Here is a 23,232-nt window from a genome sequence, read left to right on the forward strand (position 1 = left end):
AATATTCAACATCGATGTCGACTGACACACCGCCTTCGGGAGCAAGCCCCCTCCCACAAACAACCGCATTGCCAACTGAGGAATTTTTGCCATGAACTACACCAATCCAGACAAGCTGCAAGCCGCGATCCTCGACTGGGCCGGCACCGTGGTCGATTTCGGCTCGTTCGCGCCGACGCAGATTTTTGTCGAAGCCTTTGCCGAGTTCGACGTGCAGGTGTCCATCGAAGAAGCTCGCGGGCCGATGGGCATGGGCAAGTGGGATCACATCCGCACCCTGTGCGATCAGCCGCAGGTGGCCGAGCGTTATCGCAAGGCATTCGGCCGCACGCCGACCGACGATGACGTCACCGCGATCTACAACCGCTTCATGCCTCTGCAAATCGAGAAGATTGCCGAACATTCGGCGCTGATTCCCGGCGCCCTGGAGACCATCGCCAACCTGCGTCAGCAGGGGATCAAGATCGGCTCGTGCTCCGGCTACCCGAAACAGGTGATGGACAAAGTCGTCGAGCTGGCTGCAAGCAACGGCTACGTCGCCGACCACGTGGTGGCCACCGACGAAGTGCCGAATGGCCGTCCGTGGCCGGCTCAGGCCTTGGCCAACGTGATTGCACTGGGCATTGATGACGTGGCAGCGTGCGTGAAGATCGACGACACCGTGCCGGGCATCCTCGAAGGTCGTCGCGCCGGGATGTGGACGGTGGCACTGATCTGCTCCGGCAACGCGCTGGGTCTGGACTACGCCGGCTTCCGCGCGCTGGGCAGCGATGAGCTGGCCATTGAACGCAAGCGTATCCACGCGCTGTTCGAAGGTTCGCGCCCGCACTACATGATCGACACCATCACTGATTTGCCGGAAGTGATCGCCGACATCAACAAGCGTCTGGCCAACGGCGAGATGCCGCAAAGCAGCTGATCGCGCAGCCAGCGCCGAACAAAAAACGCCAGTGTCTGCACGACATTGGCGTTTTTTTTGGGCAAACCACTGATTTCGCGCAGTGAAAGCTTTTTCAGACGCGGGCAAATCGGCCAAAGCGGATTACAGTTAAAGCATGCCGTCGCTCAAGAACGGTACGTTTGAACCCTGATCTGTGAGGAAACACCGTATGCCGTGGACAAGTTCCGAGTCGCGTTACAGCACCGTGTCGGTTCTGCTGCACTGGCTGATGCTGGTGTTGTTGGTGCTGGTGTACGCCAGCATGGAATTGCGCGGCCTCTTCCCCAAGGGCAGCGGCGGCCGCACGCTGATCCGCGAAGTGCATTACATGCTCGGCCTGACCGTGTTCGTGCTGGTGTGGTTTCGCTTGCTGGCGCGCAGTATCGGCCCGGCACCGAAAATTTTCCCGGCCTCGCCGCAATGGCAAACCGTACTGGCGCGGCTAATGCACTGGGCGTTGTACCTGTTCATGATCAGCATGCCGATTCTCGGCTGGCTGATCACCAGTGCCGAAGGGCATCAGGTGATGTTCTACGGGTTTGATCTGCCGCTGCTGGTGAGTGAGGACAAGGCCTTCGCCAAGCAGGTCGAGCACTGGCATGTGTTGGTGGCAACGATCGGCTATTGGTTGATCGGACTGCACGCACTGGCGGGGATTTATCACCACTATCTGGTGCGCGATAACACCCTGTTGCGGATGATGCCCAAGCGCGGCTGACAGAGAGATGCGCTTCTTTTGTGGCGAGGGGATTTATCCCCGTTGGGCTGCACAGCAGCCCCAAAACCTCAACATGCGGTGAATCAGGCTGAACAGTGGCGGCTGAATCAGGGGCCGCTTCGCAGCCCAACGGGGATAAATCCCCTCGCCACAGGGTTACTCGATCTTCTTGAAATGAGTGTTAAATCCCCGGCGCCCCTGGAGTCCGCCGGTATGCACAAAGACCAGCCGCGTGCCGCTGGCAACTCTCCCCGCCTCGACGCGATTCTTCAGCGCCAATAAGGCCTTGCCGGTGTAAAGCGGCTCCAGCGCCAAGCCGCTCGCCTGTTCGCTGCGGTCGATAAATTCAAGCAACCTGGCATCTACTTTGGCAAAACCGCCACGACTGGCATCGATCAGTTCATACCCTGCATCGGCCATCCCTGCTTCGCGCAGGATCGCCTCGACCTGCGGCGCCACGCCATGGTCATCAGGCACCGCCAGGGCGCCGAACACCGGATGCGCGCCCGCCTCCGCGAGCACCAGTCCCGCCAGCGTCGTCCCGGTGCCACAGGCCAGCCACCAAGCGTGAAAATCGCTCCAGCCAAGATTCGCCAATTGCGCATCCACCTGAACCTTCAGCGCTGCGCAGCCCAACGCCCCGGGCAGTCCGCCACCACCTTCCGGCACGGCATGCAGCGTCGGGTATCGCGCCTGCCACGGCTCCCAGAACCCCGGTTCATGCCGCGCGCGATAACCGGCGTAGCCGAGCCAGTGCAGCTGCATGCCGAACGCCTGCAAATCCCTCACCGTAGGTGTTTCCTGCGCATGCCCGCGCAACAGCCCCACCGTTGGAAAACCCAGACGCTTGCCCGCCGCCGCCAGCGCATGCAGATGATTGGAGTGCGCTCCACCGAGGCTGATGATGCCTTCGGCACCGGTACGATCAGCAGCTTTGAGATGTTCGACGAGTTTGAACCACTTGTTGCCGCTGATCAGCGGATCGATCAGATCCAGGCGCAGTATCGCGACTTCAACCCGGGCAGCGCTGAGCCAGTCCAGATCGAGACGTTCGAGGGGGGCTTGGGGCAGCCAGTCGGTGGGAGGCAAAAACATAAATGCCGGCTCTGTTTAAAGAGCCGGCATCTTAGCAGGCAACATCAGTTTCCTTGTGGGAGCAGGATCGCGCCCCAAGGAAGTTTTTTACAGCTCGGCGGCGAGACGCGAACCCTGATTGATCGCACGTTTGGCATCCAGCTCCGCTGCAACATCAGCACCGCCAATCAGATGCACGTTCTGCCCGGCTGCGACCAGACCATCGTGCAGTTCGCGCAGCGGATCCTGGCCTGCGCAGATAACGATGTTGTCCACCGCCAGCACTTGCGGCTCGCCGGTTTCACCGATGCGGATGTGCAGGCCTTCGTCATCGATGTTCAGGTATTCGACGCTGTTGAGCATCTGCACCTGCTTGTTCTTCAGGCCCGTGCGGTGAATCCAGCCAGTGGTCTTGCCGAGACCATCGCCGACCTTGGTTTTCTTGCGCTGCAACAGGAACACCTCACGGGCCGGCGCATGCGGTTGCGCCTTGATCCCAGCCACGCCGCCCCGGGCTTCCAGCTGAGTGTCGATGCCCCACTCCTTCCAGAACGCGGCGCGATCCTGACTGGTGGCCACGCCTTCATGCACGAGGAATTCCGAAACGTCGAAACCGATACCGCCGGCGCCGATCACCGCCACACGCTTGCCGACCGGTTTGCGCTCAAGGATCACGTCCAGATAGCTCAGTACTTTGGCGTTGTCCACGCCCGGAATCGCCGGCACACGCGGCGCGATGCCGGTGGCGAGGATGATTTCGTCATAACCGCCTTCCACCAGTTTCGCCACGTCGACGCGAGTGTTCAGGCACACCTCGACGTGGGTGGTCTGCAGCTTGCGCTTGAAGTAGCGCAGGGTTTCGAAGAACTCTTCCTTGCCCGGCACACGCTTGGCGATGTTGAACTGGCCGCCAATTTCGCTGGCCGAATCAAACAAGGTCACCTGATGGCCACGCTCGGCGGCCACGGTAGCAGCGGACAACCCGGCAGGGCCGGCGCCGACCACGGCGATTTTCTTGATCTGCTGCACCGGCAGGTAGTTGAGTTCGGTCTCGTGGCAGGCACGCGGGTTGACCAGGCAGCTGGTGAGTTTGCCGCCAAAAGTGTGATCGAGGCACGCCTGGTTGCAGCCGATGCAGGTGTTGATTTCATCGGCACGACCTTCGGCAGCCTTGTTGACGAAATCCGGGTCGGCGAGAAACGGCCGCGCCATCGAGACCATGTCGGCATCGCCTTCGGCAAGAATCTGCTCGGCGATTTCCGGGGTGTTGATGCGGTTGGTGGTGATCAGCGGAATGTTCACCGAGCCACGCAGCTTGGCGGTGACCTTGCTGAACGCCGCACGCGGAACCTTGGTGGCGATGGTCGGAATCCGCGCTTCGTGCCAGCCGATACCGGTGTTGATGATGGTTGCGCCGGCCTGCTCGATGGCTTTGGCCAGGGTGACGATTTCTTCCCAAGTGCTGCCGCCCTCGACCAGATCAAGCATCGACAGACGGAAGATGATGATGAAGTTCGGGCCGACGGCCTCGCGGACGCGACGGACGATTTCCACCGGCAGACGCATACGGTTTTCGTAGCTGCCACCCCAACGGTCGGTGCGGTGGTTGGTGTGGGCGGCGAGGAACTGGTTAATGAAATAACCTTCCGAGCCCATGATCTCGACGCCGTCGTACTCGGCGGTTTGCGCCAGCACCGAGCAGGTGACGAAATCGCTGATCTGCTTTTCGATGCCCTCTTCGTCCAGCTCTTTTGGCTTGAACGGGTTGATCGGCGCCTGAATCGCACTCGGCGCGACTTGTTTAGGGCTGTAGGCATAACGCCCGGCGTGAAGAATCTGCATGCAGATCTTGCCGCCCGCCTCGTGCACCGCTCGGGTGACGATGCGGTGTTTGAGCGCTTCTTCCTCGGTGGTCAGTTTCGCCGCACCGGAGTAGACGCCGCCCTCGTCGTTCGGGCCGATCCCGCCGGTCACCATCAGGCCGACGCCGCCACGGGCACGTTCGGCAAAATACGCGGCCATGCGTTCGAAGCCACCCGGTTTCTCTTCAAGACCGGTGTGCATCGAGCCCATCAGGGTGCGGTTGCGCAGTGTGGTGAATCCCAGGTCCAGCGGGGCTAACAGGTGCGGGTAATGAGCGGCGGTCATCGGTAACTCCACAACGAGCGATCACGGAAATTGCGGGAGTTCTGCGTCCCCCGTCAGTCATGTTCGACAGACTAAGAGTCGCGTTGCTGTCACTCAATGACCGTAAGTGACAACTTATTGATCCAAATGCGCAGCGCCCCTTGGCAAGCCCGACCATGGGCTCTACCCTAGACGCCACACCCAGTACCCGGCTGTTGTTGGTTTTCATGCGCAAACTTTTGTACCTGTTTTTCTCCATGGCCCTCGTCGCCGCTCTGACCACCTACGCCATGTGGGCGGCAGACCGGCCGGCGGGTCATTACCTGTCGGACCTGCGCATCAAACTGGCAGTCGATCAGGGCTCCCCCGCAGACCGTGGCAATCTGCTGGGCATTCAGCCCGAACTGTTTCCTACCGATTACCAAAGCCCAGAACGCCTGCACCGCAAGCTCGCGGCCTATTTGCAGCAAGCGCAGGATCAGGGTTTGTTGAATGACAAAACCGTGGTTGTGTTGCCGGAACACGTCGGCACCTGGCTGATGATCAGCGGCGAGAAAGACGAGTTGTACCAGGCGCCGACTGTCGCTGAAGCGATGAACTGGCTGGCCGCAAGCAACCCGTTGCTGTTCGCCCGCGCCTGGCTCAGCGCCCAGGGCAGCGACCGCCTGGATGACGCTCACCTGCGCATGAAGTCCAGGTCGATGGCCAAGGATTACCAGGCCTTGTTCGGCGGCCTGGCCAAGGAATTCCACGTAACTCTGGTCGCCGGTTCCATCGTGTTGCCCGAACCGAGCATCCGCGACGGCCAACTCAAACCCGGCAGCGGCGCACTGTTCAACAGCAGCGTGGTGTTTGGTCGCGACGGCGCGCCGCTCGGCCAGCCGCAACGGCAAATGCACCCGGTCTTTGATCAGCGCGAAGTCATTCAGGCGAGTGAACAGACGGTCAACGTCGTCGACACCCCGGCCGGACGCCTCGGCGTGCTGATCGGCAGCGACAGCTGGTACCCGGACAACTACCGCAAACTCGATGAGCAAGGCGCGCAACTGGTCGCGGTGCCGGCACAAGTGTTCGGCCACGGCGCGTGGGACAAGCCATGGCGAGGCTACAAAGGTTCAAGTACGCCGGGCTCGGTCAGTCTCAAACCCGGGGAAGTCAGCGAAGGCCAGGCATGGCACCGCTTGACCCTCATCGCACAACCGCCCAGCAGCCGCGCCATTGCCGGCATGAGTGTATTCCTGCGCGGGCAGTTCTGGGATCTACCGGGCGCGGGGCAAAGCTTCCTCAGCAGCAACGGCCAGCAATTCGCCGATGGGGAGGCGCGTGGCGCGCGCATGCTCAACGTCTGGTTGTAAACCATGAAACCACTGCCGATGCGACTCGGGGATTTGTCGGTGGGCTTCGTTCACAGCCTCGCCGATGCCGTGCGCAGTCATGCGCAAGACCCGCAACCAATGTTGGAGCAATACGCGCTGGACGCCGCACGGCTGGCCGAGGCCGGGGCGCGGTTGTCGATTCCGCGCTACATGCGTCTGGGGCATGCGGCAATTCAACTGACTGGCGATCCGGCGCTGGGCCTGCGCATGGGTCAGCTCAGTCGTTTGAGTCAGGCAGGACTGGCCGGCGTTACCGCCTCGCAAGCACCCACCGTGCGTGAAGCCGCTCGTTGCCTGATTCGTTTCGAGCCGTTGTATGGTTCCAACTATCGCGGCCAGTCGAGCTTCCACGAAGACGCCAATGGCGCCTGGCTTCGCTTCTACTCGATCAGTCCGTACAACGCCTACAACCGTTTTGTGGTGGATTCGATCATCGCGGGCTGGTTGCATCAGCTGTCGAGCGTCAGCGGTGAGCGGCTGCGGGCCGAACGCATCGAGATCGAATTCGACGAGCCGGACTACCGCGACGCCTACGCCATATTGGGTGATTGTCCGCTGCAGTTCGGCGCCGAACGCAATCAACTGCGCCTGAGCCTGAACAGCCTCGCGCAACGCAATCCCGAGCATTGCCCGAGTACCTGGCGGCATCTGCTGCAACTGTGCGAACGGGAACTGGAACAATTGACCCGAACCCGTAGCCTGCGCGAACGCATCACGCAATTGCTCGGCCCGTTATTGAATGGCGGCCGGGAACCCGACCTTGAAGAAGTGGCGGCACGCCTGAAGCTGCCGACCTGGACCTTGCGGCGCAAACTGGCCGAGGAAGGCACTCGGTTTCGCGCGATCCTCAATGACACTCGCCGTGATCTGGCGATGACCTACATCCGCGACACCGAACTGGCGTTCGGCGAAATCGCCTATCTGCTCGGTTTTGCTTCCGCCGAAGCATTTCAACGAGCGTTCAAACGCTGGAACGGTCAGACACCCGGCGAATTCCGTCGCAGTCACCGCAAAACAGCGTGAAGCTGTCAGCCGCCGATCAAAGCTCGGTGGCGTCTTCTGCAGGCTCAGGTTGATCCAGTTCAAAGGCCTGGAACTCGAGCAGTTCTTCTTGATAGTCATCCATCGCGTAATCCCCCTACCGCTCTCTTGAATGGGCCTGAGCAAATACCCAGTGCCTCGAGCATAACGTGCCCGTGTGAAGGAAAAGTGAAACCCGGCCTTCATGGATAAAACGTAGCAGGTGGTCAGGAATTTATCGCGGGATTATTGTCGGGCGAATGTAACAAAACCTTTGAAGCGGCCCGGATAGCACTGTGGGAGCATGTTTGCTCCCACAGGATTTATTGCATGATTACTGGCCGGAAGATGGCATCGCCGGGATCGGTTCGGACGGCGGCGGGATGTCGGTCGGATTGGCCGGCGGTGTGATGGCTTCCGTGGCGGGTGCAGGCTCGGCGCTCGGCGCAGGAGTGATCGGCGCGGATTCAGCGGGCGGCACCACCGGCTCGGAACTGACCGGAGTGGCTTCAGCGGGTGTCGGCGAGGGAGCTGGCTCGGCAGTCGGTGCCGCCGCCGGGGTCTGCGCTGGCGTTGGCGTCGAACCCGTCGGCACCAGCGTCACCGGAGCAACCTTGGCCTCTGGCACACCCAGATCGGTCTTCGGTTTCTCTTCGATGTGCGCAGCTTTTTTCGCATCGGCCGGCAGGAACAGCTCGACCAGGGTAAAGAAGCGCTCGTAAAACTTTTGCGAGGTCACGGTTTCGCTGGCGACCTTGACCATCGAATCGTCCGACGAGCCAATCGGCATCGACACCGAACCCAACACGCCAACCCCGAGGCTGGCCGAGTTGTTGGTCTTCTTCAGTGCGTAGCGATCCTGCAAGGCGTTAGCGAACATCGTTGCATGGTGCCCGGCACTGCCATCATCGGCGCAGACCACGTTGAAGCTGATCTCCATGTGAGTATCGCCGGTCTGCTGGAAGCTCTTGTGGCCGCTGACCAGTTTCGGGTCACTGCTGGTGATGATGTAGCCCTGGCTGAGCAACGCACGACGGGCTGCCTCGCAACTGACCGAGTCGGTGACCGGGTAATTGCGCGAAAAGGTACCGGAGTCATCGAAGTTCTCATGCTCATACATCGGCTTGTCTTTGGAACAGCCGGCGACAGCGGTCAACAACAACGCCAACCCGACAACACGCATGGGAGTGGAAATCAACATTAAACATCCTGAGGAAAAACGGTCCGGGGCGTATTGTGCAACAGATCGCTGCCCGGCGGCGTATGGATTAGTGTCTTAAGACAGTTACAACTTTATCGACCATCGATTGCCGGGAAAAGTCGCGCCGATAAATGATCGATGAAAACCCGCAGTTTTGCTGTGGCATGCCGACTCGACGGCCACAGCACCCAAAACTGCCCTGTGTGCCGCACATGCTCATCCAGCACACGCTGCAGGTGCCCGTGTGCCATCGCGTCACGAACCATAAAATCCGGCAGACAGGCAATCCCCATACCGGCCAATGCCGCGTGGCTTACCGCCTCGATCGACGTACTGACCAGACGCGCCGGCAACATCGGTTCGCCGGCCCCCGGCTCGCGGACAAGCGGCCAGGGCTCCAGCTTGCCCGTGGCGTGAAACGTATGGCGCAGACACGCGTGATTCGCCAGATCGGCGGGCGTTTGCGGTACACCGCGTTGTTGCAGGTACGCCGGGCTGGCCACCAGCACCATACGAAATTCGCCCAACGGCCGTGCCATCAGGCGCGAATCCCGTGGCTGCCCTGTACGAATGACCGCGTCGAAGCCCTCCTCGACCACGTCGACCATGCGATCAGTCAGATCCAGATCCAGCTCGATCTGCGGATACAACGCCATGAACCCGGTCATGACCGGCATCACCAGGCCATGCACTTGCGGCAGACTCACGCGCAATTTGCCATGAGGCGCCGACGCCGCGTTACACAGCTCGAACTCGGCAGCCTCGACCTCGGCGAGAATCTTGCGGCAACGTTCCAGAAACAGCGCCCCCTCGCTGGTCAGCGTGATGCTGCGGGTGCTGCGATGGAACAGCCGCACCCCGAGCCGCGCTTCCAAGCGTGCAATGCTTTTACCGATCGCCGACGACGAAACCCCTTGCAGGCGCCCCGCCTCGGTGAAGCTGCGCGTCTCGGCCACCTGCACAAACACCGAAATACTGCCCAGGCTATCCATTCCAAACTCCGCGATTGACGACATCCATGTCCGATATGTTCGGAACCGTAACCTATTTTTCTCCAATGCGCAGCGCCCTAGCCTATGGCCTTCATCACCTTCGGCAAAATGGACGCTGTCTCATGAACGACGCTCAACTGACCTCCCCTGCCCTCGCTACCTCGGCCCAACCTCGCGAACCACTTCCCCTCGGCGCACTGTTGGCACTGGCCACCGCCGGCTTCATCACAGTACTCACCGAAGCCATGCCCTCTGGCCTGCTGCCGCAAATGAGCGCGAGTCTGGACGTCTCGCAGGCGCTGATCGGGCAATTGGTCACGATGTACGCCATCGGCTCGCTGCTCGCCGCCATCCCGCTGACCCTCGCCACCCGTGGCTGGCGTAGGCGCCCCCTGTTGCTGTCCGCCATCGCCGGCTTCGCCGTGGCCAACAGCCTCACCGCGGTGTCGGAACTGTATTGGCTGACCCTGCTCGCGCGCTTCATTGCCGGCGTGTTTGCCGGGTTGCTTTGGGCGCTACTGGCTGGCTACGCCAGCCGCATGGTCGCGCCTCACCTGCAAGGACGCGCCATCACCGTCGCCATGCTCGGCGCTCCACTGGCACTGTCCCTCGGCATTCCTGTGGGCACACTCCTGGGCACGGTCGTCGGCTGGCGCCTGAGCTTCGCCATCATGACCGGCCTGACACTTCTGCTGGTCGTCTGGGTGCGTTTGCAAGTGCCGGACTTCGACGGCGAACGCGCCGGAAAACGCCTGCCGTTGCGTCAGGTATTGACCCTGCCGGGCGTGCGCTCGGTGCTGTTCGTCACCTTGTCCTACGTGGTCGCTCATAACCTGCTGTACACCTACATCGCACCCTTCCTGCAACCTTCGGGGCTGGCCAACGCTATCGACCGCGTGCTGCTGGTATTCGGCCTCGCCTCGGTGCTGAGCCTGTGGATCGTCGGCAGCCTGATCGACCGCTGGCTGCGTGAACTGGTGTTGATCAGCACAATGCTGTTCATGCTCTCAGCCGTCGCACTGGGCCTCTGGCGCGACTCAGCCCTTGTCATCTACATCGCCACCGCCGTCTGGGGCCTGGCTTTCGGCGCCATGCCCTCACTGCTGCAAACTGCCTCGGCAAAAACCGCAAAAGACGCCGCCGACACCGCGCAATCCATGCTCGTCACGCTATGGAATGTCGGCATCGCCGGTGGCGGTCTATTGGGAGGCTTACTGCTGGAAGGCGTAGGGGTCGGACATTTTCCGTGGATCGTGGCTGCGCTGTTGGTCTCGACGCTTTATGCGGCGGTCAATGCGCGCATGCATGGATTTCCAGGGGCAAAATAGAGTTCTTTTTTCTGACTGGATTGCTTACAACTGAGGGAAATGGGTCGGCTGTCAGGCCGCTTTCGGGAGCAAGCCCCCTCCCACAGTTTGAAACAGTGCACCAGTTAGGGATTGGTCGGCTGTCAGGCCGCCATCGCTGGCAAGCCAGCTCCCACAAAAGCCACAGCCAAAACAAACGCTCTTGATCTTCAACACTCGCACAAACAAAAAAGCCCCGGCCATTCAGCCGGGGCTTTCCTCTATCACTCAGTCAGTAATCAATACCGCTTGATCTCTGCCTGCGCTTCCAGCTGCTTGCGATACGCCGCAAAGTCCTGCTGCCCCTCACGGGAAGCCAGGAAACGACGATATTGCACTTTCTCTTCGTCAGTCGGCGCGGCCGCTTCGTTAACAGCATTCAGACGCACAATCATCAGACTGCCATCCGGCAACGTCACGTTGCTGAACGTCGGTTTGTCCTTGGCTGCCGGCTTCGGCATGCGGAACAGCGCTTGCAGCACCGCTGGATCAACACCTTCCTGACCACGGGTGGCTGCTTGAGTGACTTTCCAGCTCTGACCGTCAATCGCCTTGTCCACAGGCGCCTTGCCATCACGCAGATCAGCAATCAGCTTCTCGGCCTTGGTCTTGGCGGCAGCACTGGCGTGCTCTTTGGTCAACTGAGTGCGAATCGCCGCATTCACGCTTTCCAGCGGCAATTGCGCAGGCTTCAGATGCTCTTTGGCGCGCAGCACGATCACGGTTTCCGGATCCAGCTCGATCGCGGTGCTGTTGGCACCCTCGTCGATCACTTCAGTGCTGAACGCAGCCGTAACCACGGCACGGTTCGCCGCTACACCTTCACCACCTTCACGGCCAAACGGCTTGGAGGTGTGCACGGTCAGCTTCAGATCCGCCGCTGGCTGTGCCAGGTCGGAAGCTTCGAACGCAGAGTCTTCCAGCTGCTTGGTCGCCTCGACGAAACGCTGCTCGACCTGCGCCGCTTTCAGCTCGCGGGTCAGCTTGTCTTTCAGGCTGGCTAAGGTCGGTACTTCCGGCGCTTCAACACCCAACAGCTTGATCAGGTGATAACCGAAGTCGGTGCGAACCGGCTCGGACACCTGGTCTTTAGCCAGCGAATACAAGGCTTTCTCGAAAGCCGGATCGTAGACACCAGGGCCTGCGTAACCCAGGTCACCACCATTGTTGGCCGAACCCGGATCCTGCGAGAACTCTTTGGCCAGCGCTTCGAATTTCTCGCCCTTGGCCAGACGCGCCTGGACTTCTTCGATCTTCGCCTTGGCCTGAGCGTCGGTGGTCTTGTCGTTCACTTCGATCAGAATATGCGCCGCACGACGCTGTTCCGACAGGTTGGCGATCTCTTTCTGATACGCCGCCTGCAGGTCTTCGTCCTTGACGGTGACCTGATCGAAGAACGAAGCCTTCTTCAGCTCCAGGTAATCGACGACCACTTGATCAGGGGTCATGAATTCCTTGGCGTGCTCGTCGTAGTAAGCCTTGACCTCATCGTCGGTCAGCTTGACTGCGGCTGGATCGGCCTTGATGTTCAGCGTGGCGAAATCGCGGGTCTGTTTTTCCAGACGGGCGAATGCCAGCACTTCAGCATCAGTCACGAAACCGCTGCCCGCCACACCGGCGCGCAGTTGGCCGATCAGCATTTCCTGAGCCAGCATCTGGCGGAACTGCATACGCGTGTAACCCAGCTGACGAATCACCTGGTCGAAACGGTCGGAACTGAACTTGCCGTCCACCTGGAATTCCGGCGTCTGCAGGATCACCTGGTCAAGCGCGGCTTCAGAGAAAGCGAATTTCGATTGTTCGGCGCCTTGCAGCAGCAGCTTGCGATCGATCAGACCCTTGAGGGCCGATTCGCGGAGCATTTTTTCATCGAGCAGCGAAGCATCGAAATCCTTGCCCAGCTGTTGCATCAACTGACGGCGTTGCATATCAACGGCCTGGCTCAGTTCGTTCTGGCTGATTTCTTCACCGTTGACCTTGGCCGCCTCGTTAGAGTGCGTCGTGGCCTTGAAAATGGCGTCGAAACCGGTCAAAGCCATCAGCAAAATGATGGCTCCGATAATGGTCTTGGCAATCCAGCCTTGTGAATTGTCCCTGATATTCTGCAGCATGCGTCCCCCAGAAACGGTTGAACTTCAAAAATTAGGCAACCGTGGAGCGTGGGTAGAATCCGGATAGAAGAAAGGCGCATCCGAGGATGCGCCTTCTCGTAACTGGCGGAGCGGACAGGGCTCGAACCCTCGATCCCGGCGTTACAGGCAGCTGTTTCAGCGACCTGCTCTACCGCTCCGCTGCCAGGTCAGGCATGACCCCGACCCGGATGGGTAAAAACCTGAAACAAACTTAGTTGACAGCTTCTTTCAGTGCTTTACCGGCTTTGAAACCTGGCTTTTTGGCAGCAGCGATTTGCAGAGTCTTGCCGGTCTGCGGGTTACGACCAACGCGAGCTGGACGATCAGTTACGGAGAAAGTACCGAAACCAACCAGAACAACGGAGTCGCCAGCCTTGAGAGCGCCAGTGACGGATTCGATTACAGCGTCCAGCGCACGGCCAGCAGCAGCTTTCGGGATATCAGCGGATGCAGCGATAGCATCAATCAGTTCCGACTTGTTCACTCTAAGTCCCCTTATATCTATTTTGAGATGATTCTAAGTTTTTTGGTGAAAGCAAAAACGAGTGCTGAATGGCCTACAGACACTTAAGAGCCGCTTTATAACAAGGGCTCTAAAAAGCTGTCAAGGAAGCCACCCAGGCAAAAGCATATTAATGCGTGCTAATTCTTTCCTTAGAGTCAGACTCACGTTTTTCGTCCTTGGCAACTATCTCGGGAGCCACATCCGGCAAGGGCTCCGGCGCGTATTGCAGCGCAATTTGCAGGACCTCGTCAATCCATTTAACCGGTTTAATCTGCAGATCCTGCTTGATATTGTCAGGAATCTCCTTCAGATCGCGCACGTTCTCTTCGGGAATAATCACAATCTTGATTCCGCCGCGGTGAGCCGCGAGCAGTTTTTCCTTCAGACCACCGATTGCCAGCACTTGACCACGCAAAGTGATTTCACCGGTCATGGCGACATCAGCGCGTACCGGAATGCCGGTCAAGGCCGAAACCAGCGCCGTGCACATGCCCACACCGGCGCTCGGGCCGTCCTTCGGGGTCGCCCCTTCCGGCATGTGGATGTGCGTGTCGCGCTTCTCGTGGAAGTCCAGGGGAATGCCCAGGCTTTTGGCGCGGCTGCGCACCACGGTCAGCGCTGCAGTGATCGATTCAACCATCACGTCACCCAGCGAACCGGTCTTGATCAACTGACCCTTGCCCGGCACAACAGCGGCTTCGATGGTCAACAGCTCACCACCCACCTGAGTCCAGGCAAGGCCGGTGACCTGTCCGATCTGATCTTGCTGTTCCGCCAGACCGTAACGGAATTTGCGCACACCAAGGAAGTGCTCCAGCAAGTCAGCTGTCACTTTCACCGAGAAGCGTTTTTCCATTGCATGCTCTTTCACTGCCTTGCGGCAGACCTTGGCAATCTGACGCTCCAGGCCACGCACACCGGCTTCACGGGTGTAGTAACGAATAATGTCGCGGATCGCTTCAGCATCGAATTCAAGCTCGCCTTTCTTCAGGCCGTTGGCAGCGATCTGCTTCGGCGAGAGGTATTTGACGGCGATGTTGATCTTCTCGTCTTCGGTGTAACCCGGCAGACGGATGACTTCCATCCGGTCGAGCAGCGCCGGCGGGATGTTCATCGAGTTCGAGGTGCACAGGAACATCACATCCGAGAGGTCGTAATCGACTTCCAGATAGTGATCGTTGAAGTTGTGGTTCTGCTCCGGATCGAGCACTTCCAGCAACGCCGAGGCCGGATCGCCACGCATGTCGCTGCCCATCTTGTCGATTTCATCGAGCAGGAACAGTGGGTTGCGTACGCCCACCTTTGTCATCTTTTGAATCAATCTTCCCGGCATCGAACCGATGTAAGTCCGGCGGTGACCGCGAATTTCCGCTTCATCACGCACGCCACCGAGGGCCATACGCACGAATTTACGGTTGGTGGCATGAGCGATCGACTCTGCCAGCGAGGTTTTACCCACGCCCGGAGGACCGACCAGGCACAACACCGGGCCACGGATCTTCTTCACGCGCTTTTGCACGGCGAGGTATTCAAGGATCCGCTCCTTGACCTCTTCCAGACCGTAGTGGTCGGCATCGAGAATGTCTTCTGCGCGCACCAGGTCAAGGCGCACCTTGCTCTGAGCCTTCCACGGCACCTGCACCAGCCAGTCGATGTACGAGCGCACCACGGTGGCCTCAGCGGACATCGGCGACATTTGCTTGAGCTTGTTCAGCTCGGCAGTGGCTTTGGCCAGTGCATCCTTCGGCAGACCGGCAGCGTCAATGCGCTTTTTCAGGTCTTCGATTTCGTTATGACCTTCATCGCTGTCACCGAGCTCTTTCTGAATGGCCTTCATCTGCTCATTCAGGTAGTACTCGCGCTGACTGCGCTCCATTTGCTTTTTGACCCGGCCACGAATGCGCTTTTCGACTTGCAGCAGGTCGATCTCGGCATCCAGCAGCGCCAGCACGTGTTCGACACGGGCCGACAGATCAATGATTTCGAGGATTTCCTGCTTCTGCTCGATCTTCAGCGCCATGTGTGCGGCCATGGTATCGACCAGGCGCCCCGGCTCATCGATGCTGTTGAGCGACGACAGAACTTCAGCCGGGACTTTCTTGCCCAACTGCACATATTGTTCGAACTGCGACAGCAGTGTGCGCACGAACACTTCGGACTCGCGCTCGGCGGCGTCGACTTCCTCGATCAGCGAGACTTCGGCACGGCAGTGGCCGTCGACTTCACTGAAGCGCTCGACCGTACCGCGCTGCTCACCCTCGACCAGAACCTTGACGGTGCCGTCAGGCAGCTTGAGCAATTGCAGAACAGTGGCGATGGTACCTACGCGATAGAGAGCGTCTTCACCGGGATCATCGTCAGCCGGGTTTCTCTGGGCCAGCAGCAAAATCTGCTTGTCGCCCGTCATCGCAGCCTCGAGGGCTTCGATGGATTTCTCGCGCCCCACGAACAGCGGGATAACCATGTGCGGATAAACCACGACATCACGCAATGGCAGGAGAGGCAATTCGATGGTTGTCTTCATGATTTCGCCTCTACGGCGGCCATATGGCCGTAATCAGATGGAATTAAGCTTGAAACCAAGATGGGGGCTGCTCTCAAAAAAAACAAGCGCAAAGCAGATGTAAAAAACGACATAAAAAAAAAGAGGCCCGAAGGCCCCTTCCTGTTGCAGCAGTGTGAACGCTTACGCGTCCGGCGCTGCCTTGGCCGTCGGCTCACTGTTTTCGTAGATATACAGTGGCTTGGACTTGCCTTCGATCACGCTTTCATCGATCACGACTTTGCTCACCTCGGACTGCGAGGGGATTTCGTACATCGTGTCGAGCAGCACACCTTCGAGAATCGAGCGCAGGCCACGGGCACCGGTTTTACGTTCCAGAGCACGCTTGGCCACCGATTTCAGCGCGTCGGAACGGAATTCCAGATCCACGCCTTCCATCTCGAACAGCTTGGCATACTGTTTGGTCAGAGCATTTTTCGGCTCGGTGAGGATCTGCATCAACGCAGCCTCATCAAGCTCGTCCAGCGTCGCGAGAACCGGCAGACGACCGACAAATTCCGGGATCAGACCGAACTTGACCAGATCGTCAGGCTCGACTTCACGCAGGGATTCACCGACTTTCTTGCCCTCTTCCTTGCTGCGAACTTCCGCGTTGAAACCGATGCCACCCTTGGTGGAACGGTTCTGGATGACCTTCTCGAGACCCGAGAACGCACCACCGCAGATGAACAGGATGTTACGGGTGTCGACCTGCAGGAATTCCTGCTGCGGATGCTTGCGGCCACCTTGCGGCGGTACCGAAGCGACCGTGCCTTCGATCAACTTGAGCAAGGCCTGCTGCACGCCTTCACCGGAAACGTCCCGGGTGATCGACGGGTTGTCGGACTTGCGCGAAATCTTGTCGATTTCATCGATGTAGACAATACCCATCTGGGCCTTCTCTACGTCGTAATCGCATTTCTGCAACAGCTTCTGAATGATGTTCTCGACATCTTCACCCACGTAACCCGCCTCGGTGAGGGTGGTTGCGTCAGCGATGGTGAACGGAACGTTCAGCAAGCGCGCCAGCGTTTCCGCCAGCAGGGTTTTACCCGAGCCTGTCGGGCCGATCAGCAGGATGTTGCTCTTGCCGAGTTCGACGTCGTCAGCCTTTTTGTCACGCTGGTTCAGACGCTTGTAGTGGTTGTATACCGCTACGGCCAAAACCTTTTTCGCACGCTCCTGACCGATTACATACTGGTCAAGGATGCCGCTGATTTCTTTAGGCGAAGGCAATTTATGCGCGCTGCTTTCGGCCTGGGCTTCCTGCACCTCCTCGCGGATGATGTCATTGCACAGGTCGACGCACTCGTCGCAGATAAAGACCGAGGGGCCGGCAATCAATTTGCGCACTTCATGCTGGCTTTTGCCACAGAAGGAGCAATAGAGCAGCTTGCCGTTGTCCTCGCCGTTGCGGGTGTCAGTCATTCGTTCGATCCAAATCCGATAGGCTTGCAACACAAGATGAAGGCTATTGCGGGCTTTTTCAAGCCCGCTGCTGATCAGACAAGCCGACCGAGCCTAATTTGAGCTGCTTATTTTAAGCTGGGCGCTGGTTGATCACTTCGTCGATCAAGCCATATTCCTTCGCAGCTTCTGCACTCATGAAGTTGTCGCGGTTGGTATCGCGCTCGATTTCTTCCAGAGTGCGACCGCTGTGTTTGGCCATCAGCGTGTTGAGGCGCTCGCGAATGAAGAGGATTTCCTTGGCGTGGATTTCGATATCCGACGCCTGACCCTGGAAACCGCCCAGCGGCTGGTGAATCATCACACGCGAGTTAGGCAGGCAGAAACGCTTGCCCGGGGCACCTGCGGTCAGCAGGAATGCGCCCATGCTGCAGGCCTGGCCGATGCAAGTGGTCGATACGTTAGGCTTGATGAACTGCATGGTGTCGTAGATCGACATGCCTGCTGTCACCGAACCGCCCGGGGAGTTGATATAGAGATGGATGTCCTTGTCCGGGTTTTCCGCTTCAAGGAACAGCAGTTGCGCACAGATCAGGTTGGCCATGTAGTCCTCTACCGGACCAACCAGAAAGATCACTCGCTCCTTGAGCAGGCGCGAGTAGATGTCATAGGCGCGTTCGCCACGAGCAGATTGCTCGACAACCATCGGGACCAGGCCGCCTGCGGCCTGGATATCAGAGTTCTGCTGAATATACGAATTACGGAACATGCTCTGCAGTCACTCCCAAATAGTTATGTCTTGAATACGCATAAGCCAGCTCGAAGGCTGGCTTATGTGTGTACTTCTTAACGCAAAAACAATCAGTCGGCTTGTGGAGCTTCTACCGGCTTGACCGCTTCTTCGTAAGAGACCGATTTGTCGGTCACGCTAGCTTTCTGCAGAACAGTATCCACAACTTGTTCTTCCAGCACAACCGAACGCACTTCGTTCAGTTGCTGCTCGTTCTTGTAGTACCACGACACAACCTGCTCAGGCTCCTGGTAAGCCGAAGCCATCTCCTGAATCATTTCGCGAACGCGAGCTTCGTCAGGCTTCAGGTCGAATTGCTTGACCACTTCAGCAACGATCAGACCCAGCACTACGCGGCGCTTGGCTTGCTCTTCGAACAGCTCGGCCGGCAGTTGATCAGGCTTGATGTTGCCGCCGAACTGCTGAACAGCCTGCACGCGCAGACGGTCAACTTCGTTGGACAGCAGAGCCTTTGGCACTTCGATCGGGTTGGTGGCCAGCAGACCGTCCATAACCTGATTTTTAACCTTGGATTTGATTGCCTGACGCAGTTCACGCTCCATGTTCTTGCGAACTTCGGTGCGGAAGCCGTCGATGCCGCTTTCCTTGATGCCGAATTGCGCGAAGAACTCTTCGTTCAGCTCAGGCAGTTTTGGCTCGGAAACGGTGTTGACAGTCACGGTGAACTCGGCGGTTTTGCCAGCCAGGTCCAGGTTCTGATAGTCCTCAGGGAAGGTCAGGTTCAGAACGCGCTCTTCGCCGGCTTTAGCGCCAACCAGGCCTTCTTCGAAGCCCGGGATCATGCGGCCGGAGCCCAGCACCAGCTGAGTACCCTTGGCGGAACCGCCAGCGAACACTTCGCCATCAACCTTGCCAACAAAATCGATATTCAGTTGGTCTTCGTTCTGAGCAGCGCGATCGGCCACTTCGAAACGGGTGTTCTGCTTGCGCAGGATGTCGAGCATTTTGTCCAGGTCAGCGTCAGCCACTTCAGCGCTCAGGCGCTCAACGGTGATGCCTTCGAAACCGGCAACGGTGAACTCAGGGAACACTTCGAATACGGCTACGTATTCCAGGTCTTTGCCAGCTTCGAGCGACTTTGGCTCGATCGAAGGCGAACCCGCCGGGTTCAGCTTCTGCTCAACCACGGCTTCGTAGAAGGAGGACTGGATCACATCGCCTACAGCTTCCTGACGAGCGTCAGCACCGAAACGGCGCTTGATTTCGCTCATTGGCACTTTGCCTGGACGGAAGCCAGCAATCTTGGCCTTTTGTGCGGTCTGCTGCAGACGCTTGTTGACTTGGCTCTCAATGCGCTCAGCCGGCACGGTGACGCTCATGCGGCGCTCAAGAGCAGTAGTATTTTCAACAGAAACTTGCATGGATATTCCTCGTTGCACAGACGTTAGCCGGCCGTTTCCGACCCCAGAATCAAGGGCATGCATTCTAGTGGGTCAAACTCAAGAAGTCACCCTACTGAAAACGGGTAAAAAAACAGCAGGCAATTTATCGGTACGAATGCACGAATGCAGCTCGCACCACAGGCGAATACAACCAATCACGCCAGGGCTCTGCGCCAACCTCTTCTATATATAGAGGAGACTGCCAATCACTCCCCGACGACCGACCTTGCGAGCAAGCCCGGCGAGCAGCACAGCATCATCGAGCAACATAAATACGACGAAGCGCTCTACCCCTGCGACCGAAAACCGGCAAGCGCCGTTTTTTGAAACCGCAAAAACAAAAAAGGCGCCAGACTGTTAAATCTGGCGCCTTTCGAAATATGGGGTGGACGATGGGGATCGAACCCACGACAACGGGAGTCACAATCCCGTGCTCTACCAACTGAGCTACGCCCACCATATTGCGTAACAAAAAAGCCAAACAACTTCTTTGTTGAACCCCACCAGACCCTAAGGTGCAGATGAAGCTTTAATTGGTGCGGATGAAGAGACTCGAACTCTTACGCCTCGCGGCGCTGGAACCTAAATCCAGTGTGTCTACCAATTCCACCACATCCGCAGATGAAGCTCTTTAAAGCAAAAACGCCAGACCTTTAAATCTGGCGCTTTTCGAAATATGGGGTGGACGATGGGGATCGAACCCACGACAACGGGAGTCACAATCCCGTGCTCTACCAACTGAGCTACGCCCACCATATCGCGTTACTTGTGCCAATGCTGCCTAATGGCGCACCCGGCAGGACTCGAACCTGCGACCATCCGCTTAGAAGGCGGATGCTCTATCCAGCTGAGCTACGGGCGCCTTATTAATCTGTACTCTTGGAGGACTACAAACTAAGTGCTTTCCAGTCTCGCAAAACGTTGATTTCGCTCGACCTTCTTAACCAGTGCTAGGCTGTGCCCGACAAGTGCGACGAATAGTATAGAGCGCTCCAAAGGTCGTCAAATGATTTTTAAAAAAAATTCATTTAATTAAAGGAGTTAGGGGAATTTGCTGACCAAGCGCCTTTGCCCTCACCGCTCGACATGCGAGAATGCGTTCTCTTTTTTTCCCCTCTCGATGGTTAATCACGCGCAATGACTGCACAACTAATCGACGGCAAATCGATCGCCGCCAGCCTGCGCCAGCAGATCGCCCAACGAGTTGCCGAGCGTCGCCAGCAAGGCCTGCGCACTCCCGGCCTCGCGGTGATCCTGGTCGGCAGCGATCCTGCCTCTCAGGTTTATGTCTCGCACAAGCGTAAAGACTGTGAAGAGGTCGGTTTCCTCTCTCAAGCCTACGACCTGCCTTCCGAAACCACGCAAGAAGCGCTGACCGATCTGATCGATCGCCTCAACGACGATCCTGCAATCGACGGCATTCTCCTTCAGCTTCCACTGCCCGAGCACCTGGACGCCTCCAAACTGCTCGAGCGCATTCGCCCGGACAAAGACGTCGATGGTTTCCATCCTTATAACGTCGGCCGTCTGGCCCAGCGCATCCCGCTGCTGCGTCCATGCACCCCGAAAGGCATCATGACCTTGCTGGAAAGCACAGGCGCGGATCTTTATGGAATGGATGCCGTGGTCGTCGGCGCCTCCAACATCGTCGGTCGCCCGATGGCGATGGAACTGTTGCTGGCCGGCTGCACCGTTACCGTGACTCACCGCTTCACCAAGGATCTGGCCGGCCACGTCGGTCGTGCGGATCTGGTGGTGGTGGCCGCCGGCAAGCCGGGCCTGGTCAAAGGCGAGTGGATCAAGGAAGGCGCAATCGTGATCGACGTCGGCATCAACCGTCAGGACGATGGCAAACTGGTCGGTGACGTTGTCTACGAAACCGCCCTGCCCCGCGCCGGCTGGATCACGCCAGTTCCGGGCGGCGTTGGCCCGATGACGCGTGCCTGCCTGCTGGAAAATACCCTTTACGCGGCAGAAACCCTGCACGCTTGACAGGTATTTTTCGCTGCACCAGAACCCCGCCCCGTGCGGGGTTTTTCATGCCTGAGAAAAAACACTAACCGTTCGCCGGAAACCCCTCTTTTTACAGGCCTTTTCACGAGATTTTCAGGTCATTCAAACAACCATCGACAGTTCTTCAGCCATACTCCTAAAATGCGACGTTTTTAAGAAATAACCCGTTACAAACTAACGGAATATCCAACCTTTATGAGTTCGCCCGCGTGAAAATTCGTCTTTCGATTCTGAGCCTGTTTTTCGCTTTTACAGGCACATTCATCACGCCAACGATCAACGCTGCGGAAACCACCGCTGCCCCACGTGACGCTTCGACACTGAAGATCGCTTCCGGCAGCGCCCTGCTCATGGATATGCAGACCAATAAAGTCATTTATTCCAGCAACCCTGACGTGATCGTGCCGATCGCCTCCGTCAGCAAGCTGATGACTGGACTGGTCGTGGTTGAAGCCCGACAGAACATGGACGAATGGATCGATGTCGACATCAGTCACACCCCGGAAATGAAGGGCGTGTTCTCCCGAGTCAAACTGAGAAGTGAACTGCCGCGTCGCGAGATGCTGCTGATCGCCTTGATGTCCTCGGAAAACCGCGCCGCCGCCAGCCTGGCGCACCACTATCCGGGTGGCTACGCCGCTTTTATTGCAGCGATGAACGCCAAGGCCAAGGCACTGGGCATGACCAACACTCACTACGTCGAACCGACCGGTTTGTCGGAGCGCAACGTTTCCACCGCGCGCGACCTGAGCAAGCTGCTGGTGGCCGCAAGCAAGTACCCGATCCTCAGCGAGCTCACCACCACCAAGGAAAAAACCGTGGCGTTCCGCAAGCCCAACTACACTCTGGGTTTTCGTAACACCGATCACTTGGTCAATAAAGCCGACTGGGACATCAAGATCACCAAAACCGGCTTCACCAACCCTGCCGGCCATTGCCTGGTATTGGTGACGAAGATGGGTAATCGCCCGGTTGCCCTGGTGATTCTCGACGCGTTTGGCAAGTACACCCATTTTGCCGACGCCAGTCGCATTCGCAGTTGGGTGGAAACCGGCAGGAGCGCCAGCGTTCCCGCGGTGGCCCAGCAATACAAAGCCGAGAAGAACCTCAAGTCGCGCCAGAGCGGCGTGGTTGAAGCCTCCAAGTAACCCGCAGCAAATGAAAAGCCCCGAATCCTCGGGGCTTTTTTTCGTCTGCGAATCAGTCGTTGGGCAGCGGCATCTTGTCGTCATCGGGAATGCCGTCACCTTTGCTCGGATCCGGCATCAACCCTGGCGTCACCAAGGGCCGGGCCAGCGGATCGCGCAATGGACTGTCCGGATCCAGCACCGGGTCCACGCCCTCTTCCGGCGTCGTCGGCACACTGTCGGGCTTTTGGTCATCGAAGCTTGAATCGGTACTCATACGCACCTCGCATCAAGGTTTCAGATTGGCTAGCGGGTCATAAGGTTTGGCCGGTTTTTTGTCGTCCTCGCCGGGTTTCACATCCTTCGGCGCCTTGGCGGGGCCGACGGGATCGACTTGGGGATCGGCGACATCTGGCGAATCGGGGTCAAAGCCCAGATCATGACCAGAGGAATGCTCGGACGAATGCGGGCCTTTAGGGGATGGGGAATCTGTCATGTCGCCTCCTGATTTCAGCCGCG

General features: G+C 58.4%; 19 protein-coding genes and 4 tRNA genes. 7 read left to right on the plus strand and 16 right to left on the minus strand.

The annotated features are described in order from the left end of the window. Window positions 1–91: 91 nt before the first annotated feature. A complete protein-coding gene (phnX, locus tag F2P67_RS23080; protein ID WP_166224171.1) occupies window positions 92–919 on the plus strand; it encodes a phosphonoacetaldehyde hydrolase in 828 nt (275 codons plus the stop codon). 190 nt (window positions 920–1,109) lie between these two features. After that, window positions 1,110–1,658 carry a cytochrome b gene (locus F2P67_RS23085; protein ID WP_166224174.1) on the plus strand — a complete coding sequence of 183 codons (549 nt, stop codon included), beginning with the start codon at window positions 1,110–1,112 and terminating at the stop codon, window positions 1,656–1,658. A 156-nt stretch (window positions 1,659–1,814) separates the two neighbouring features. Here the strand turns inward: F2P67_RS23085 and F2P67_RS23090 are convergent, their stop codons facing one another. Further along, window positions 1,815–2,753 (minus strand): 1-aminocyclopropane-1-carboxylate deaminase/D-cysteine desulfhydrase, encoded by a 939-nt coding sequence (locus tag F2P67_RS23090; protein WP_166224177.1) that lies wholly within the window; start codon window positions 2,751–2,753, stop codon window positions 1,815–1,817. Window positions 2,754–2,840: 87 nt separating this feature from the next. Further along, window positions 2,841–4,880 carry an NADPH-dependent 2,4-dienoyl-CoA reductase gene (locus F2P67_RS23095; RefSeq protein ID WP_166224180.1) on the minus strand — a complete coding sequence of 680 codons (2,040 nt, stop codon included), beginning with the start codon at window positions 4,878–4,880 and terminating at the stop codon, window positions 2,841–2,843. 206 nt (window positions 4,881–5,086) lie between these two features. Here F2P67_RS23095 and F2P67_RS23100 point away from each other — a divergent pair, with 206 nt between their 5' ends. Together F2P67_RS23100 and F2P67_RS23105 are read left to right on the plus strand one after the other, a co-directional pair. Continuing rightward, the gene (locus F2P67_RS23100) at window positions 5,087–6,214 is read left to right on the plus strand and encodes a carbon-nitrogen hydrolase family protein (RefSeq protein WP_166224183.1); all 1,128 of its coding nucleotides are present in this window, start codon (window positions 5,087–5,089) and stop codon (window positions 6,212–6,214) included. Window positions 6,215–6,217: 3 nt separating this feature from the next. Beyond that, window positions 6,218–7,258 carry an AraC family transcriptional regulator gene (locus tag F2P67_RS23105; protein ID WP_166224186.1) on the plus strand — a complete coding sequence of 347 codons (1,041 nt, stop codon included), beginning with the start codon at window positions 6,218–6,220 and terminating at the stop codon, window positions 7,256–7,258. 331 nt (window positions 7,259–7,589) lie between these two features. Here the strand turns inward: F2P67_RS23105 and F2P67_RS23110 are convergent, their stop codons facing one another. Further along, the gene (locus F2P67_RS23110) at window positions 7,590–8,456 is read right to left on the minus strand and encodes a DUF2242 domain-containing protein (RefSeq protein WP_166224189.1); all 867 of its coding nucleotides are present in this window, start codon (window positions 8,454–8,456) and stop codon (window positions 7,590–7,592) included. Window positions 8,457–8,548: 92 nt separating this feature from the next. Beyond that, window positions 8,549–9,448 carry a LysR family transcriptional regulator gene (locus tag F2P67_RS23115; RefSeq protein WP_166224192.1) on the minus strand — a complete coding sequence of 300 codons (900 nt, stop codon included), beginning with the start codon at window positions 9,446–9,448 and terminating at the stop codon, window positions 8,549–8,551. 122 nt (window positions 9,449–9,570) lie between these two features. Between F2P67_RS23115 and F2P67_RS23120 the strand changes: the two genes are divergently transcribed. Further along, window positions 9,571–10,776, plus strand: a complete 1,206-nt coding sequence (locus F2P67_RS23120; RefSeq protein ID WP_166224195.1) for an MFS transporter — start codon at window positions 9,571–9,573, stop codon at window positions 10,774–10,776. Window positions 10,777–11,033: 257 nt separating this feature from the next. On the opposite strand, the gene F2P67_RS23125 is transcribed toward F2P67_RS23120, so the two are convergent. The 10 genes from F2P67_RS23125 to F2P67_RS23170 form a co-directional block, all read right to left on the minus strand. Next, on the minus strand, window positions 11,034–12,905 hold the full coding sequence (locus F2P67_RS23125; RefSeq protein ID WP_166224198.1) for a SurA N-terminal domain-containing protein: 1,872 nt from the start codon (window positions 12,903–12,905) through the stop codon (window positions 11,034–11,036). Window positions 12,906–13,137: 232 nt separating this feature from the next. Beyond that, window positions 13,138–13,410: an HU family DNA-binding protein gene (locus tag F2P67_RS23130; protein ID WP_008077714.1), complete on the minus strand. Its 273-nt coding sequence runs from the start codon at window positions 13,408–13,410 to the stop codon at window positions 13,138–13,140. A 148-nt stretch (window positions 13,411–13,558) separates the two neighbouring features. Further along, window positions 13,559–15,955 carry an endopeptidase La gene (gene lon, locus F2P67_RS23135; protein WP_166224201.1) on the minus strand — a complete coding sequence of 799 codons (2,397 nt, stop codon included), beginning with the start codon at window positions 15,953–15,955 and terminating at the stop codon, window positions 13,559–13,561. 162 nt (window positions 15,956–16,117) lie between these two features. Then, window positions 16,118–17,401 carry an ATP-dependent Clp protease ATP-binding subunit ClpX gene (clpX, locus tag F2P67_RS23140; protein ID WP_016775335.1) on the minus strand — a complete coding sequence of 428 codons (1,284 nt, stop codon included), beginning with the start codon at window positions 17,399–17,401 and terminating at the stop codon, window positions 16,118–16,120. Between the two features lie 112 nt (window positions 17,402–17,513). Beyond that, window positions 17,514–18,149, minus strand: coding sequence for an ATP-dependent Clp endopeptidase proteolytic subunit ClpP (gene clpP / locus F2P67_RS23145; RefSeq protein ID WP_007951559.1), 636 nt, complete (start codon window positions 18,147–18,149; stop codon window positions 17,514–17,516). A gap of 92 nt (window positions 18,150–18,241) precedes the next feature. Then, on the minus strand, window positions 18,242–19,552 hold the full coding sequence (gene tig, locus F2P67_RS23150) for a trigger factor (protein ID WP_166224204.1): 1,311 nt from the start codon (window positions 19,550–19,552) through the stop codon (window positions 18,242–18,244). A gap of 402 nt (window positions 19,553–19,954) precedes the next feature. Next, window positions 19,955–20,030 (minus strand) — tRNA-His (locus F2P67_RS23155). A 77-nt stretch (window positions 20,031–20,107) separates the two neighbouring features. Beyond that, window positions 20,108–20,192: transfer RNA gene (locus F2P67_RS23160), tRNA-Leu, on the minus strand. 58 nt (window positions 20,193–20,250) lie between these two features. Continuing rightward, a tRNA-His gene (locus F2P67_RS23165) sits at window positions 20,251–20,326 on the minus strand. Window positions 20,327–20,358: 32 nt separating this feature from the next. Further along, window positions 20,359–20,435: transfer RNA gene (locus F2P67_RS23170), tRNA-Arg, on the minus strand. 275 nt (window positions 20,436–20,710) lie between these two features. Between F2P67_RS23170 and folD the strand changes: the two genes are divergently transcribed. Beyond that, a complete protein-coding gene (folD, locus tag F2P67_RS23175; protein WP_166224207.1) occupies window positions 20,711–21,565 on the plus strand; it encodes a bifunctional methylenetetrahydrofolate dehydrogenase/methenyltetrahydrofolate cyclohydrolase FolD in 855 nt (284 codons plus the stop codon). Between the two features lie 230 nt (window positions 21,566–21,795). After that, window positions 21,796–22,734 (plus strand): D-alanyl-D-alanine endopeptidase, encoded by a 939-nt coding sequence (gene pbpG / locus F2P67_RS23180; protein ID WP_166224210.1) that lies wholly within the window; start codon window positions 21,796–21,798, stop codon window positions 22,732–22,734. Between the two features lie 52 nt (window positions 22,735–22,786). On the opposite strand, the gene F2P67_RS23185 is transcribed toward pbpG, so the two are convergent. Together F2P67_RS23185 and F2P67_RS23190 are read right to left on the minus strand one after the other, a co-directional pair. Continuing rightward, entirely contained in the window at window positions 22,787–22,990 is a 204-nt protein-coding gene (locus tag F2P67_RS23185; protein WP_166224213.1) for a hypothetical protein, read from the minus strand. A 12-nt stretch (window positions 22,991–23,002) separates the two neighbouring features. Then, on the minus strand, window positions 23,003–23,209 hold the full coding sequence (locus F2P67_RS23190; RefSeq protein ID WP_166224216.1) for a DUF6021 family protein: 207 nt from the start codon (window positions 23,207–23,209) through the stop codon (window positions 23,003–23,005). Between the last annotated feature and the right edge of the window lie 23 nt (window positions 23,210–23,232).

Source organism: Pseudomonas atagonensis (genome assembly GCF_011369485.1).
Lineage (GTDB): Bacteria > Pseudomonadota > Gammaproteobacteria > Pseudomonadales > Pseudomonadaceae > Aquipseudomonas > Aquipseudomonas atagonensis.